Here is a 12,994-nt window from a genome sequence, read left to right on the forward strand (position 1 = left end):
TTTCCTCGACTGACTTGGCCGCCAGTCTAGATCAGCCCCGCGCGCCCCGCCTACAGCACCCGGCCGCTTTCCGCGTCGATCAGGTGCATGTGGTTGAGGTCCGCGGCCAGTTGCAGGGGGCGGCCGGGCTCGGCCGGCGTGGTCGGGTCGATGCGGGCGCAGATCTCGGCGCCGTCCATCCACAGATGCACCAGGGTTTCCATGCCCATCGGCTCGATCACCTCCGGCATCACCTCGAACAGCGCGATGTTGTCGCGGTCAAGGTTCTTGGGCTCGGTCATGTGCTCCGGCCGCAGGCCGAACAGCGTCTCCCGCCCCACGGCGGATTGGTAGCGCGCGGTGCGCTCCGCCGGTACCGGGAAGACGGTGCCGTTGGGCAGCACGACGCGCAGGGCGCCGCTGCCATTCTCGACCCGGGCCGGCATGAAATTCATTGCCGGGCTGCCGATGAAGCCGGCGACGAAGCGCGTCTTCGGCGTGTGGTACAGCTCCTGCGGCGGGCCGACCTGCTCGATGACGCCGTGGTTCATGACCACCACGCGGTCCGCCAGCGTCATCGCCTCCACCTGGTCATGGGTGACGTAGACGGTGGTGGTGCGGACGGTCTGGTGCACCTTCTTGATCTCGGTCCGCATCTGCACGCGCAGCTTGGCGTCGAGGTTGGACAGCGGCTCGTCGAACAGGAACACCTTGGGGTCGCGCACGATGGCGCGGCCCATGGCGACGCGCTGCCGCTGGCCGCCGGACAGCGCCTTCGGCTTGCGCTGCAACAGCGGCTCGATGTCCAGGATGCGGGCGGCGTTGTTGACGCGGCGCGCGATCTCGTCCTTCGCGATCTTCCGCAGCGTCAGCCCGAAGGCCATGTTCTCGTACACCGACATATGCGGGTACAGCGCGTAGTTCTGGAACACCATGGCGATGTCGCGGTCGCGCGGCGGGATGTCGTTCACGACGGTGCCGCCGATCGCGATCTCGCCTGCCGTGATCTCCTCCAGCCCCGCGATCATGCGCAGCGTGGTGGACTTGCCGCAGCCGGAGGGGCCGACCAGGACGACGAACTCATGGTCCGCGATCTCCAGGTCGATGCCCTTCACCGCCTGCACGCCGCCTTCATAGGCCTTCACCACCTTGCGGACGGAAACCTGCGCCATAGGGAGCCCCTAGCCTTTCGTTGCGCCGGCGGTCAGCCCGGCGATGTAGTAGTCCATGAGGAAGGCGTAGACGACCACCGGCGGCAGCGCCGCGAGCAGCGCGCCGGCCATCAGCTGGCCCCAGGCGAAGGTGTCGCCGCGGATCAACTGGCTGACCACGCCGATGGTCAGCGGCATCTCGTCAGGCCGCGTGATGAAGGCGGTTGGATAGACGAAGGCCGCCCAGGATACGGTGAAGGCGAAGATGGTCGCCGCGATGATGCCGGGCAGGGCTACGGGGATGAAGATGCGGATCAGCATCTGCCACCAGCCGCAGCCATCGATCAGCGCCGCCTCGTCCAACTCCTTCGGGATGGAGGCGAAGTAGCCGATCATGATCCAGGTGCAGAACGGCACCGTCAGCGTCGGATAGACCAGCACCAGCCCCCAGGTGGAGTTCAGCAGGCCGAGCCCGCCGACGATCTGGTACAGCGGGATGAACAGCAGCGTGTCCGGCACCAGGTAGGTCAGGAACACGCCGGTGGCGAGCACCTGGCTGCCCCAGAACTTCATCCGCGCCAGCGCGAAGGCCGCGAGCACGGAGATGATCATGCTCAGCGCCACGACCAGCACCGTCACCTTGATGCTGTTCCAGAAGAAGCCGCGGAACATCGGGTCGCCGATCAGCGCGGTGTAGTTCTCGAGCGTCGGCGACTTGACGATCCAGGGGTTGCCGCCGAGGTCGGCGACCTCCGCGCTGGTCTTAAGGCTGGTCAGGAACATGTAGAAAGGCGGCGCCAGCATGATGATCGCGGCGATCACCAGCGAGACATAGGCCACGATCAGCGCCCAGCGGCGCTCCTTGCGCAGCGACCCGGCCCGGCCGAACTCGGTCAGGCCCGTGCGTTTGACGGCGGTGGCGGACATCAGGCCTCCTGCTGGTTGCGGCGCGTCACGCCGCGCAGGACGAAGAAGGCGATGACGGCGAGGATCGGGAACATGAACAGCGAAACCGCGGCGCCGCGCGGGATGTTCCCCGACAGCACGCCGACCTGGAAGGCATAGCTCGCAAACACATGCGTCAGGTCGCGCGGGCCGCCATTGGTCAGCACGCGGACGATGTCATAGTTCGCGAAGGTCACGATCAGGCTGAACAGCACGGTGATGGAGATGATGTTCCGCATCATCGGCAGCGTGATGTAGCGCAGCCGCTGCCAGGACGTGGCGCCATCGATCATCGCCGCCTCATACAGTTGCTCCGGCACCGATTTCAGCGCGGCCAGGTACATGATCATGAAGAAGGGCGCGCCGTACCAGACGTTGACGATGATGACGGAGATCCGCGCCCACCACGGCTCGCCCAGCCAGGGCACCGCCGGCACCGCGAAGATCGCCAGCACGTAGTTGATCGAGGAGTAGGATGGCTCGAACATCCACCACCAGCCGAGCGTCGACAGCGCCGGCGGGATCACCCAGGGCACCAGCAGCATGCCGCGCCACTTGCGCTGCCCCTTGGTCGGCAGGTGATGCAGCATGTGGGCCAACCAGAAGCCGATCAGCGCCTTCAGGATCACCGCGGTGACCGCGAAGAACATCGACTGGAAGATCACCATCCTGAAGGTTTCGGATTCCAGCAGGATGTCGAAGTTCGTCAGCCCGATGAACTCTGTCATCCGCCGGTTCAGCGTCGACAGGTAGATGGCGTAGCCCGCGGGCCAGACCACCAGCCCGCCGATGATGGCGATCAGCGGCAGCGTCATCAGGAAGGCCACGGTGGATCTCTGCCGCGCGAAGCGCTTCAGGGACCCGCCGCCGGCCGCAGCACGCTGCATCGGGATGGTCGAACCGTCGGCCATGCGGCCTCCTCCTCAGCCGTGACGCAAATCCCGGGGCGCGCGCGCGCCCCGGGCAAGTCCGTCAGCCGCCGCGGCGCATGTTGTTGATCTCGCGCTCAAGCCAGCCGAGCGCCTGGTCCATCGACTCGCCGCCCTGCGCGACGCGGGCGATGACCTTGGTGTTCATCGCCTGGATATACAGCTGGCTTGCCAGTTCCGGCGGGGCCGGGGCGAAGGCGATCGACGCCGTCGCCTGGTGGTGCGGCTTCAGCGGATAGTTGAAGATCGTGCCGACCGGCGGGCCTTCGCGCTCCCACACCGGGAAGTTGCTCATGCTCGCGAAGGGCGGGATGTCGTAGCCGCCGCTGCGGTTGGTGGTGGCCTCCGCCGCCTCGCGGGAGGAGATGAATTCCAGGAAGGACTTCGCCGCGCCCTTGTTGCGGCCGAAGGCCCAGATGCCGGTGGTCCAGGGCAGGTAGGCGATGAAGCGCCCCTCCGGCCCGGCCGGCATCGGGATGGTCCAGCACTGTTCGGCCACCTGCGGCGCGTCGCGCTTGGCCACCGCCCAGGCGGAAGGCGGGTTGAACACCAGGGCGGAGCGGCCGGAGATCAGCGCGCGGTTGTTGCTGCCATCGTCCCAGGCCCAGACGTCGTTCGGCAGGAACTTGCTGATCTTCACCGCCATGTCGATGGCGGAGCGCAGCTTGGCATTGTTGCGGATGGTGGGGTTGCCGCGCGCATCCGTCATCGCCGCGCCATAGGACAGGAACAGCGCACCGACCCAGTCCACGGCATCGGTGAACTGGCCCATCGGCAGGCCGAAGGGCACGCCGGCGGCGTGGCACTTCTCCGCGGCCATCAGGAAGGTGTCCCAGTTCCAGTTCTCGGCACCGGGGCCACGCTCGGCCTTCGCCGGCCACATGGCGCGCACATCGATGCCGGCATGCTGCTGCATCAGGTCGAAGCGCACGCAGGCCGGCTTGTTCTGGGTGCCGGAGGTCGCCGGCACGCCACGCCAGGCGCCATCCCGCTTGGCCAGGAATTCCGCCACCGGGTTGATCGGGCCGTGCGCTGCGATCAGCTTGGCGATCAGGTCGTCCACCGGCTCCAGCTGGTCGGCATAGGCGCCGATGTCCCACGGGCCGAGCGAGATGCCGTCATGGCCGCTGCGGGCCTGGGCCTGCGCGGCGGCGGTCAGCTGCAGCTGGTTGCCGGTGGTGTTGATGAAGTCCAGCGTCAGGTTGACGCGGTTGGCTTCCGCCCATTGCCGGCCCAGCACCTGCAGGGCCTCGTTGCTGCCGGGCACCCAATGGTCCCAGAAGGCAAATCGGAGGTTGCCGCCGGTGCCCTGCGCGAAGACCGTCGGCGCGGCGAGCGTGGTTCCCGCCGTCAGCGCCGCGCCCGCGCGCAGCACGTCGCGCCGGTTCATTCCCTGGACCATCCCTGTTCTCTCCTGCCCTTGGTACCGGTCGTTTGCCGACCGTGCGTGGTTGCGGTCGGAAGGTTAGGCATCCGGACGCGCCCCTAGCAAGCCCGATGGTATGCGGCGCGCGCCATGATGATCCCGATGATGCGCGGCGCGCGCCGCGATGATGCGCGGCCGCATGGAACAGATTGGGACCGCCCCTCGTTCTGTTGCGGCACGCCGGAGGGGGGACATCCATGGCCGAGCCTGAGTCGGTGACCGAGATCGGTCGCCTGCCGTTGATGGAGGAGGTCCCGCGCATCCTGCGGCGCCGCCGCGTCACCGGCGGCGTGCGGGTCTCGGTGACGACCACGGAAGCGCCGGGCGAGGTCCACACCACCCGCCGGAGCCGGCTGGTGGAGGTCGAGCGGGTGCCGGTGGACCAGGAGGTCGAGTCCCCGCCGCCGGTCCGGCAGGAGGGCGACCTGGTGATCGTCCCGGTGCTGGAGGAACGGCTGGTGGTGGTCCGCCGCCTGGTGGTGACGGAGGAGGTCCGCTTCCGCCTGACGGTGGAGGAGGAGCCGGTGACCCTGTCCCTGCCCCTGCTGCGCCAGGACGTGTCCGTCACCCGCCTGCCACCGCCCGATGCGACAGCCTTCGACGATAGAACAGCACATCACGGAGACCAGCTTATGCAACGCACGCTGACCGCCATGTTCGACACCCGCGCCGAAGCCGAGCGCGCCGCCGAGACCCTGCGCGGCCTCGGCCTCGGCGCCGAGAACATCCGCATGCACCAGGCCGAGGCCGGCAGCGGCCAGGGCGGCACCGTCGCCACCTCCGCCGCGGACCGGCGCGAGGATCGCGGCTTCTTCGGCGCCATCGCGGACCTGTTCATGCCCGATGACGACCGCGCCACCTACAGCGAGGGCCTGCGCCGCGGCTCGACGCTGCTGCTGGCCGAGGTGGACGAAGGCCGGATGCACCAGGCGATGGACGCCATGGAAGCCGCCGGCGCCGTGGACCTGGATGCGCGGGAGGCCGATTGGCGCCAGCAGGGCTGGAGCGGCGGCTCGATGGCCGGCATCAGCTCCGGCTCGGTCGAATCCTCGCTGGTGATGCCGGATACGGATGCGCGCACCGGGGTCGATACCGGCATTCCCGCGCAGGGTTCCAGCGGGGTCGTCACGGGCGACCCGCATTCCGCCTACGGCGCGACGGCGGCCGGTGGCGGCCATGCCACGACCCCGGCGACGGGGACCGAATCCACCACCAGCCAGGACCTGCAAGGCGAGCAGCGCATCCCGATGGCGGAGGAGCGCCTGCGCGTCGGCAAGCGCGAAAGCCATGCCGGCCGCGTCCGCGTCCGGTCCTATGTCGTCGAGACGCCGGCCGAGGAGCAGGTGACGCTGCGCGAGGAGCATGTGCACGTCCAGCGCGTGCCGGCCGACCGTGCCGCCACCGCCGATGAGGCGAACCTGTTCAAGGACCGCGTCATCGAGGCCGAGGAAAGCACCGAGGAAGCCGTGGTGCGGAAGGACGTCCGCGTGACCGGCGAGGTGGTTGTCAACAAGGAGACCACCGAGCGCACCGAGACGGTGCATGACACCGTGCGCCGCACCGAGGTGGACGTGGACGAGAACGCCGCCGCCAACGACCCGGCCCGCCGCGACCGCACCGGCCGCGCCGGCTGAACGAGTTGGCCCCGGTCGGGATTGACCCTCGGGATTGACCCGTCGGGATTGACCCTTCGGGATTGACCGGGGCCGCCCTGCCGCGAGACCATCCGCGGCATGGACACTCAGGCCTTCGACGTTCTCGTCATCGGCGCCGGCATCGCCGGCGCCACCGCCGCCGCGCATTGCGCTGCCGATGGGCGCCGCGTGGCGCTGATGGAGGCGGAGGAGACCGCCGGCTACCACAGCACCGGCCGGTCCGCCGCCATCTGGATCCAGAACTACGGCCCGCCGGATGTGCGGCGCCTGTCCGCCGCCTCCCGCGCCTTCTTCGCCAGCCCGCCGCCAGGTTTCGCCGGCGCGCCGCTGTTGGCGCAGCGGCCGGTCGTCACCATCGCGCCGGCCGACCAGGCGGCGGCGATGCAGGCCCTGCTCGACAGCGGCGAGGGGCTGGAGCCGATCAGCCTCGCCGAGGTCATCGCCATGGGCCCGCCGCTGCGGGCGGATTACGCGGTGTCCGCCGCCATCGAGCGCGATGCCTTCGACATCGACGTGGCCGCCCTGCATGCCGGCTTCCTGAAGCAGGCGCGCGCCGCCGGCGGCGTGCTGGCGCTGCGCGCGCGGGCCGGGCGCATCTGGCACGACAAGGGCCACTGGCATGCGGAGGCCCGGGGCAGCGGGGCCGGCGGCGCCGTGTTCCGCGCGCCCGTCCTGGTCAACGCCGCCGGCGCCTGGGGCGACGAGGTGGCGGTGCTGGCGGGGCTGCGGCCGATCGGCCTGCAACCGAAGCGGCGCACGGCGCTGATCATCGACCCCGGCGCGCATGCCGATGGGATTGATTGCGCCAACTGGCCGCTGGTCGGGGATGCCGCGCATGGCTGGTACGTGCGGCCGGAGGCGCGGCGCAAGCTGATGGTCTCCCCTGCCGACGAGACCGACATGCCGCCGCATGACGTGCAGCCGGACGAGATCGACGTCGCAATCGCCGTCGACCGCATGCAGCAGGCGCTGGATATCCCGGTGCACCGGGTGGAACACCGCTGGGCCGGGCTGCGCAGCTTCACCCCGGACCGCAGCCTGGCCATCGGCTTCGATGCCCAGGCGCCCGGGTTCCTGTGGATGATCGGCCAGGGCGGCTACGGCATCCAGACCTCGCCCGCGGCGGGGCGGCTGGTCGCCGGGCTGGTCGCCGGGCAGGTGCCGGCGGACCTGCTGCCGGTCGTGCCGATGGTGGACCCGAACCGCTTCACGAAGGTGCCGGCATGAGGCTCCCGACGCATGACGACGTCCGCGCCGCCGCGGCGCGAATCTCGGGCAAGATCATCCGCACGCCGATGCTGCGCCACCGCCTGCTGGACGAGATGACCGGCGGCACCATCCTGGTGATGCCGGAGCCCTTGCAGCGCACCGGCAGCTTCAAGCTGCGCGGCGCCACCAACGCGGCGCTTCGCATGACGGAGGCCGCACGCGCGGGCGGCGTGGTGACGCATTCCTCCGGCAACCACGGCCAGGCGGTGGCCTGCGCGGCGGCGATGCTCGGCATGCGGGCGCTGGTGGCGATGCCGAAGGATGCGCCCGCCATCAAGGTGGAAAGCACCCGGCGCTGGGGCGCGGAGCTCACCTTCTTCGACCGCAGCACCACGGACAGGGAGAAGCTGGCGGAGCAACTGGCGGCGGAGCGTGGCGGCACCGTGCTGCCGCCCTTCGACCACCCGGATGTCATCGCCGGCCAGGGCACGCTGGCGCTGGAGCTGATCGAGGACGCGGCGGCGGCCGGCCTTTCGCTGGAGGCACTCGCCGTCTGCACCGGCGGCGGCGGGCTGATCGCCGGCTGCGCCCTGGCGGCCGAGGGCGCCTCGCCGTTGACGAAGATCTGGGCGGTGGAGCCGGAGGGCTGGGACGATACGCGGCTGTCGCTGGAAGCCGGAAAGCGCGTCGCCAATGATGGCCAGGGCCCGACGCTGTGCGATGCGCTGCTGTCGATGCGCCCGGGCGCGCTGACCTTCGCGGTGAACCAGCCGCGCCTGGCCGGTGCCGTGGTGGTGACGCGGGCCGAGGTTTTTCGCGCCATGCGCTTCGCCTTCGAGCACCTGAAGATCGTCGCCGAACCCGGCGGCGCCGTGGCGCTGGCCGCGGTGCTGGCCGGCAAGGTTCAGGTCCGCGACCGTACCGTCGGCCTCGTGATCAGCGGCGGCAACGTCGACCCGGCGGTGTTCGCGGAGGCGCTGGCGGCCTGAGCCGGCGGTCAAGGATTTACATTGCCTTCCGCGACCGCGGCTGGAATCCTCCGCCGCGACCCGGTCGAGAACCCCTCCCCCATGGCCCGTCCGCTGATCGGGCGCAGCATCCGCCGCCTGCGCATGGAACAAGGGCTGACGCAGCAGGCCCTGGCGCTGCGGCTCGGCATCTCGCCCAGCTACCTGAACCTGATCGAGCACGACCAGCGCCCGGTCACCGCCAGCCTGCTGATCAAGCTCGGCCAGGTGCTGCGGGTGGACCTCGCGGCGCTGTCCGGCACCGGCGAGCGCCAGACCGAGGCCGGGCTGCGGGAAGTGCTGTCCGACCCGCTGCTGGGGCTGGAGGAGGTGCCGGAGGCGGAAATCGCCGCCATGGCCGCCAGCGCGCCGCAGGCCGCGCGCGCCATGCTGGCGCTTTACCGCGCCTGGCGGGTGGCGCGGGAGGATGCCTCCGGCCTCGCCCTGCCGAGCGGCCGCCGCCTGCTGCTGCCGAACGAGGAGGCGCGCGACTTCTTCCACGACCGCGCCAACCATTTTCCTGAACTGGAACAGGTGGCGGAGGACATCGCAGGCGAGCTGCGCGCGGCGCCGGCCGAGATGAACCACGCGGTGGCGGAGCGGCTGCGGCGGACGCATGGCGTCACGGTTGCCGTCGGGCGGCTGGACGGCGCGCTGCGGCGCTACGACCCGGCGCTGCGGCGGCTCGACCTGTCCGAATCCCTGCCGCGCGAAAGCCGCGGCTTCCAGATGGCCTTCCAGCTCATGCTGCTGGAGGCGCGGGAGGCGGTGGAGGCGGTGGCGGCGCCGGCCGAACTGTCCTCCGCCGAGGCGCGCGCCCTGGTCCGCATCGGCCTGCTGAACTACGCCGCGGCGGCACTGCTGATGCCCTACGCGCCCTTCCTGGCCGCGGCACGGGACTTGCGGCACGAGGTGGAGGCGATGGCCTCCCGCTTCGGCGTGTCCTTCGAACAGGCGGCGCACCGCTTGTCCACGCTGCAACGCACCGATGCGCGCGGCGTGCCGTTCTTCTTCCTGCGCGTCGACCCGGCGGGCAACGTGGACAAGCGCTTCTCGGCGGCCGGCTTTCCCTTCGCCCGCTTCGGCGGGTCCTGCCCGAAATGGATCGTCCACCAGGCCTTCGCCACGCCCGCCGTCACCCGCGTGCAGGTGGCGCAGTTGCCGGATGGCGCGGCGTTCCTGTGCTTCGCGCGCGCCATCGCCGCACCCACCACGCACTGGGGCGAACCGGCGCCGGTGCATGTGGTGGCGATGGGCTGCGACCTGTCCCGCGCGGCGGAGGTGGTCTATGCCGATGGCCTGGACCTGGGGCGCGCCGTGGTCGGCATCGGCCTGTCCTGCCGGCTGTGCGAGCGCAGGGAATGCCGCAGCCGCGCCTTCCCGCCGCTGGAGCACCGATTGAACCTCGACCCGAACGAGCACGGCGCCAGCCCCTGGCGCTTCGAGCCGACGCGCCGGATTTAGCCAGCGCTTAACCGCCCTCCGGTAGTCTCCGACCCGCGCCGCATTTCCGGGGCGCCTTGGGCGGAGCTGCATGGCGAAGGGTGGCAAGGGCGGCGCGACGATTGTCATCAAGCGCATCGAGGAGGGCGGGCACGGCCACCATGGCGGTGCCTGGAAGGTCGCCTATGCCGATTTCGTCACGGCGATGATGGCCTTCTTCCTGCTGATGTGGCTGCTGAACGCGACGACGGAGGAACAGCGCCGCGGCCTCGCCGACTATTTCGCGCCGAGCAACGTGATGGGCCGGAACCAGACCGGCGCCGGCCAGCCCTTCGGCGGCCGTACACCGAACGAGACCGCGCAGGTGACGCAGAATGCCGGCGCCATCCGCCTGCAGCACGGCCCGGTGCCGGTGCTGGAGGATGTCGAGGTGGAGGAGGAGGTGCCGACCGTCGCGCGCCCCGTGCCGCGGCGCGAGGGCCCGGAGGGCGAGGATGAGGAGGCCGAGCTGCGCCGCATCCGCCAGGCGCGCGCCGACCTTCCCCCCGGCGATGCCGACCCGCGCGAGATGCAGCGCCTGGCCCAGCAACAGGTTGGGGCCGATGCGCGGGCGCTGACCGACGCCGCGCTGCGCGCCGAACACCAGCGGCGGGAACGCGAAGCCTTCGAGCGCGCGGCGGAGGAGATCCGCGCCGCGGTGGCGGAGGATCCGCTGCTGGCGGAACTGGCGCAGCAGCTTCTGGTGGAGCAGGTGCCGGAGGGGCTGCGCATCCAGTTGCTGGACGCCGACCGGCAGCCGATGTTCGCGCTCGGCGGCAGCGCGCCGAACGATCGCGCACGCGGCCTGCTGGCGCGCGTGACGCAGGTGGTGGCGCGGCTGCCGAACGAGATCGCGGTGGCCGGCCACACCGACGCCACGCCGTTCCGCGGCGGCGGCGATCGCTCCAACTGGGATCTGTCGGCGGAACGCGCCAACGTCACGCGCCGGCTGCTGACGGAAGCCGGCCTGCCGGTGGCACGCATCCGCAGCGTCACCGGCAATGCGGAACGCGACCTGCTGCTGCCGGAGACGCCGAACGCGGCGGCCAATCGCCGCGTCTCCATCACGCTGCTGCGGGAAAATCCACCCGTGCCGCAGGCAGGATCGGCGCCGCAGGCCAGACCCGCGCCGCAGGCACGAACCGCACCGCAGGTGGCCGCGCCATGACGACGATCGGGGGCCTGGTCTTCCTGCTGGCCATGGTGTTCGGCGGCTACATGATCGCCGGCGGCAAGTTCGGCATCATCCTGAAGTCGCTGCCCTATGAGATGATGATGATCGGCGGCGCCGCGATCGGCGCCTTCGTGATGGCGAACAGCGTCGCCGGCATCAAGCACACGCTCGGCGGCTTCGGGAAGATCCTGAAGGGGGAACGCTTCCACAAGCACGAATACGTCGACCTGCTGTCGATGCTGTACTGGTTCGTGCGGCTGGCCCAGACCAAGGGCGCGATGGCGCTGGAGGCGCATATCGAGAAGCCCTCGGAAAGCCCGGCCTTCCAGAAATTCCCGAAGATCATGGCGGACAAGATCGCGGTGGCGATGATCTGCGACTACCTGCGCATGGTCGGCATGAACGCCGACGATCCGCACCAGATCGAGGACATCATGTCCAAGGAGTTGAAGAAGGTGCGGGCGGAGGAACTGCACGTGGCGCACACCTTCCAGACCACGGCGGATGCGCTGCCGGCGCTCGGCATCGTCGCCGCCGTGCTCGGCGTCATCAAGACCATGGCCAGCATCGATTCTCCGCCGGCCGTGCTCGGCGGCATGATCGGCGGCGCGCTGGTCGGCACCTTCCTCGGCATCCTGCTGGCCTATGGCGTGATGGGGCCGATGGCGTCGCGGCTGAACGGCGTGATCGAGGAGGATTGCAAATACTACGAGGTGATCCGCGCCGTGCTCGTCGCCCACCTGCACGGCAATGCGCCGCAGGTGGCGGTGGAGGCCGGGCGCAAGGCCGCACCCTCGCATTCCATGCCGAGCTTCGCCGAACTCGAGGAGGCGTTGCAGAGCCTGCAGATCGGCTAGAGCATTTTCAAGTCAGGCGGATACGCCTGACGACTCGGAAAATGCGCCAAATCAACAGCTAGGGCGGATTCACCTGTGCATGGCACAGGTGAAATCCGCCCTAGGCTGGGCTTGCCGCCCGCCGCGAAGGGCGCGAAAAAATTTGCGGGGCCGGTGGCGGGCCGGGATGCCAGGGGTTTCAGCGCGATGCCCGCCGCGCCGCATCCGATGCGGCAACCCCGTCGCGCAGGATGACTTTTTGTCGCCCTGGTTGTTCTTGATTTGTTCGGATCGCTCGGCCATCGTCGGCGCGATGCAGCCTGTCGAGACTCCTCCTCCTCCGCCGGATTCGGCCCCGCTCGACCAGGCGGCGGTGCTGGCCGCGCTGCGTGCGCGCGTGGCGCGGCTGGAGGGTGGTGGCCGCGCCCGGCATGGCGTGGCGCCGGTGCCGGTGTGCGACGGCATCGCGCTGCCCGGCGGCGGGCTGGCGCGCGCCGCGATGCATGAGGTGGCCGGCACCAGCCCCGGCAGCGCCGCCGCCTTCTGCGCCATGCTGCTGGCCCGCAGCGGCGGCACGGTGCTGTGGATCGCCACCGACCGGGACGAATTGCAGGCCTGGCCGCCCGGCCTCGCCCGCTGCGGCCTGTCGCCGGCCAATTTGGTGCTGGTGCGGGCGGAACGCTGGTCGGATGCGCTGTGGGCGATGGAGGAGGCGCTGCGCTGCCCCGCCGTCACCGGCGCGCTGCTCGCCACGGGGTGGGAGGCGCCGGCCCGGCTGGACCTGACCGCGACCCGCCGCCTGCAACTGGCCGCCGAGACCGGCGGCGCGCTCGGCCTGGTGCTGCGGCCGGACCTGCCGAACCCGGACCCCAGCGCCGCGGCGACGCATTGGCGGGTCGCGCCGCTGCCCTCCGGCGGCGCCGGGCATGGGCTGGAAGATCCGCGCTGGCAGCTGGAATTGCTGCGCGCGCGCGGCGGCAAGCCGGGCGGGCCATGGTCCGTCACCTGGCGCGCCGCCTCCGGCGCGCTCGACCTGGAGGAGACGGAGGTGTCGGCCGAACCGACCCGCACCCGGCGCGCCCGGAGATGATGGCAAGCGCCGACCTGCAGACGCTGGAGGCGGCTGAGGCGCCGAATGGCGCCCGCCGCAAGTGCGTGATGCCGCAGGCATGCCTTCGGCATGACGAGCCAAGGGCGCGGA

General features: G+C 70.6%; 11 protein-coding genes. 7 read left to right on the forward strand and 4 right to left on the reverse strand.

Annotation, left to right across the window (positions count from 1 at the left end; genetic code table 11):
- Window positions 1-50 precede the first annotated feature (50 nt).
- The 4 genes from ACFHPP_RS20805 to ACFHPP_RS20820 all read right to left on the reverse strand — a co-directional run bounded on the left by ACFHPP_RS20805 (window position 51) and on the right by ACFHPP_RS20820 (window position 4,406).
- Entirely contained in the window at window positions 51-1,151 is a 1,101-nt protein-coding gene (locus ACFHPP_RS20805; protein ID WP_437165153.1) for an ABC transporter ATP-binding protein, read from the reverse strand.
- Window positions 1,152-1,160: 9 nt separating this feature from the next.
- Window positions 1,161-2,057 (reverse strand): carbohydrate ABC transporter permease, encoded by an 897-nt coding sequence (locus tag ACFHPP_RS20810; RefSeq protein ID WP_437165154.1) that lies wholly within the window; start codon window positions 2,055-2,057, stop codon window positions 1,161-1,163.
- Entirely contained in the window at window positions 2,057-2,986 is a 930-nt protein-coding gene (locus tag ACFHPP_RS20815; RefSeq protein WP_437165155.1) for a carbohydrate ABC transporter permease, read from the reverse strand. Before ACFHPP_RS20815 ends, ACFHPP_RS20810 begins: the two co-directional genes overlap by 1 nt.
- A gap of 61 nt (window positions 2,987-3,047) precedes the next feature.
- Window positions 3,048-4,406 carry an ABC transporter substrate-binding protein gene (locus ACFHPP_RS20820; protein ID WP_437165156.1) on the reverse strand — a complete coding sequence of 453 codons (1,359 nt, stop codon included), beginning with the start codon at window positions 4,404-4,406 and terminating at the stop codon, window positions 3,048-3,050.
- Between the two features lie 221 nt (window positions 4,407-4,627).
- Between ACFHPP_RS20820 and ACFHPP_RS20825 the strand changes: the two genes are divergently transcribed.
- The 7 genes from ACFHPP_RS20825 (at window position 4,628) to ACFHPP_RS20855 (ending at window position 12,883) form a co-directional block, all read left to right on the forward strand.
- Window positions 4,628-6,064 (forward strand): YsnF/AvaK domain-containing protein, encoded by a 1,437-nt coding sequence (locus ACFHPP_RS20825; RefSeq protein WP_437165157.1) that lies wholly within the window; start codon window positions 4,628-4,630, stop codon window positions 6,062-6,064.
- A gap of 99 nt (window positions 6,065-6,163) precedes the next feature.
- Window positions 6,164-7,312 carry an NAD(P)/FAD-dependent oxidoreductase gene (locus tag ACFHPP_RS20830; protein WP_437165158.1) on the forward strand — a complete coding sequence of 383 codons (1,149 nt, stop codon included), beginning with the start codon at window positions 6,164-6,166 and terminating at the stop codon, window positions 7,310-7,312.
- Window positions 7,309-8,283 (forward strand): threonine ammonia-lyase, encoded by a 975-nt coding sequence (locus ACFHPP_RS20835; RefSeq protein ID WP_437165159.1) that lies wholly within the window; start codon window positions 7,309-7,311, stop codon window positions 8,281-8,283. The genes ACFHPP_RS20830 and ACFHPP_RS20835 overlap by 4 nt, the downstream gene beginning before the upstream one ends.
- 81 nt (window positions 8,284-8,364) lie before the next feature.
- Window positions 8,365-9,765: a helix-turn-helix domain-containing protein gene (locus tag ACFHPP_RS20840; protein WP_437165198.1), complete on the forward strand. Its 1,401-nt coding sequence runs from the start codon at window positions 8,365-8,367 to the stop codon at window positions 9,763-9,765.
- A 70-nt stretch (window positions 9,766-9,835) separates the two neighbouring features.
- Window positions 9,836-10,951 carry a flagellar motor protein MotB gene (locus tag ACFHPP_RS20845; RefSeq protein WP_437165160.1) on the forward strand — a complete coding sequence of 372 codons (1,116 nt, stop codon included), beginning with the start codon at window positions 9,836-9,838 and terminating at the stop codon, window positions 10,949-10,951.
- On the forward strand, window positions 10,948-11,814 hold the full coding sequence (gene motA, locus ACFHPP_RS20850; protein ID WP_437165161.1) for a flagellar motor stator protein MotA: 867 nt from the start codon (window positions 10,948-10,950) through the stop codon (window positions 11,812-11,814). Before ACFHPP_RS20845 ends, motA begins: the two co-directional genes overlap by 4 nt.
- A gap of 292 nt (window positions 11,815-12,106) precedes the next feature.
- Window positions 12,107-12,883 carry an ImuA family protein gene (locus ACFHPP_RS20855; protein ID WP_437165162.1) on the forward strand — a complete coding sequence of 259 codons (777 nt, stop codon included), beginning with the start codon at window positions 12,107-12,109 and terminating at the stop codon, window positions 12,881-12,883.
- Window positions 12,884-12,994: the final 111 nt, after the last annotated feature.

This window comes from Falsiroseomonas sp. E2-1-a20, assembly GCF_051433195.1.
Classification (GTDB): Bacteria; Pseudomonadota; Alphaproteobacteria; order Acetobacterales; family Acetobacteraceae; genus Falsiroseomonas.

Excerpts from the sequence above, each read along its gene's own strand:
- ACFHPP_RS20820 (WP_437165156.1), bottom strand. The coding sequence starts at position 4,406 with ATGGTCCAGGGAATGAACCGGCGCGACGTGCTGCGCGCGGGCGCGGCG.
- ACFHPP_RS20830 (WP_437165158.1), top strand. The coding sequence starts at position 6,164 with ATGGACACTCAGGCCTTCGACGTTCTCGTCATCGGCGCCGGCATCGCC.
- ACFHPP_RS20835 (WP_437165159.1), top strand. The coding sequence starts at position 7,309 with ATGAGGCTCCCGACGCATGACGACGTCCGCGCCGCCGCGGCGCGAATC.
- ACFHPP_RS20810 (WP_437165154.1), bottom strand. The coding sequence starts at position 2,057 with ATGTCCGCCACCGCCGTCAAACGCACGGGCCTGACCGAGTTCGGCCGG.
- ACFHPP_RS20845 (WP_437165160.1), top strand. The coding sequence starts at position 9,836 with ATGGCGAAGGGTGGCAAGGGCGGCGCGACGATTGTCATCAAGCGCATC.
- ACFHPP_RS20805 (WP_437165153.1), bottom strand. The coding sequence starts at position 1,151 with ATGGCGCAGGTTTCCGTCCGCAAGGTGGTGAAGGCCTATGAAGGCGGC.
- motA (WP_437165161.1), top strand. The coding sequence starts at position 10,948 with ATGACGACGATCGGGGGCCTGGTCTTCCTGCTGGCCATGGTGTTCGGC.
- ACFHPP_RS20825 (WP_437165157.1), top strand. The coding sequence starts at position 4,628 with ATGGCCGAGCCTGAGTCGGTGACCGAGATCGGTCGCCTGCCGTTGATG.
- ACFHPP_RS20815 (WP_437165155.1), bottom strand. The coding sequence starts at position 2,986 with ATGGCCGACGGTTCGACCATCCCGATGCAGCGTGCTGCGGCCGGCGGC.
- ACFHPP_RS20840 (WP_437165198.1), top strand. The coding sequence starts at position 8,365 with ATGGCCCGTCCGCTGATCGGGCGCAGCATCCGCCGCCTGCGCATGGAA.
- ACFHPP_RS20855 (WP_437165162.1), top strand. The coding sequence starts at position 12,107 with ATGCAGCCTGTCGAGACTCCTCCTCCTCCGCCGGATTCGGCCCCGCTC.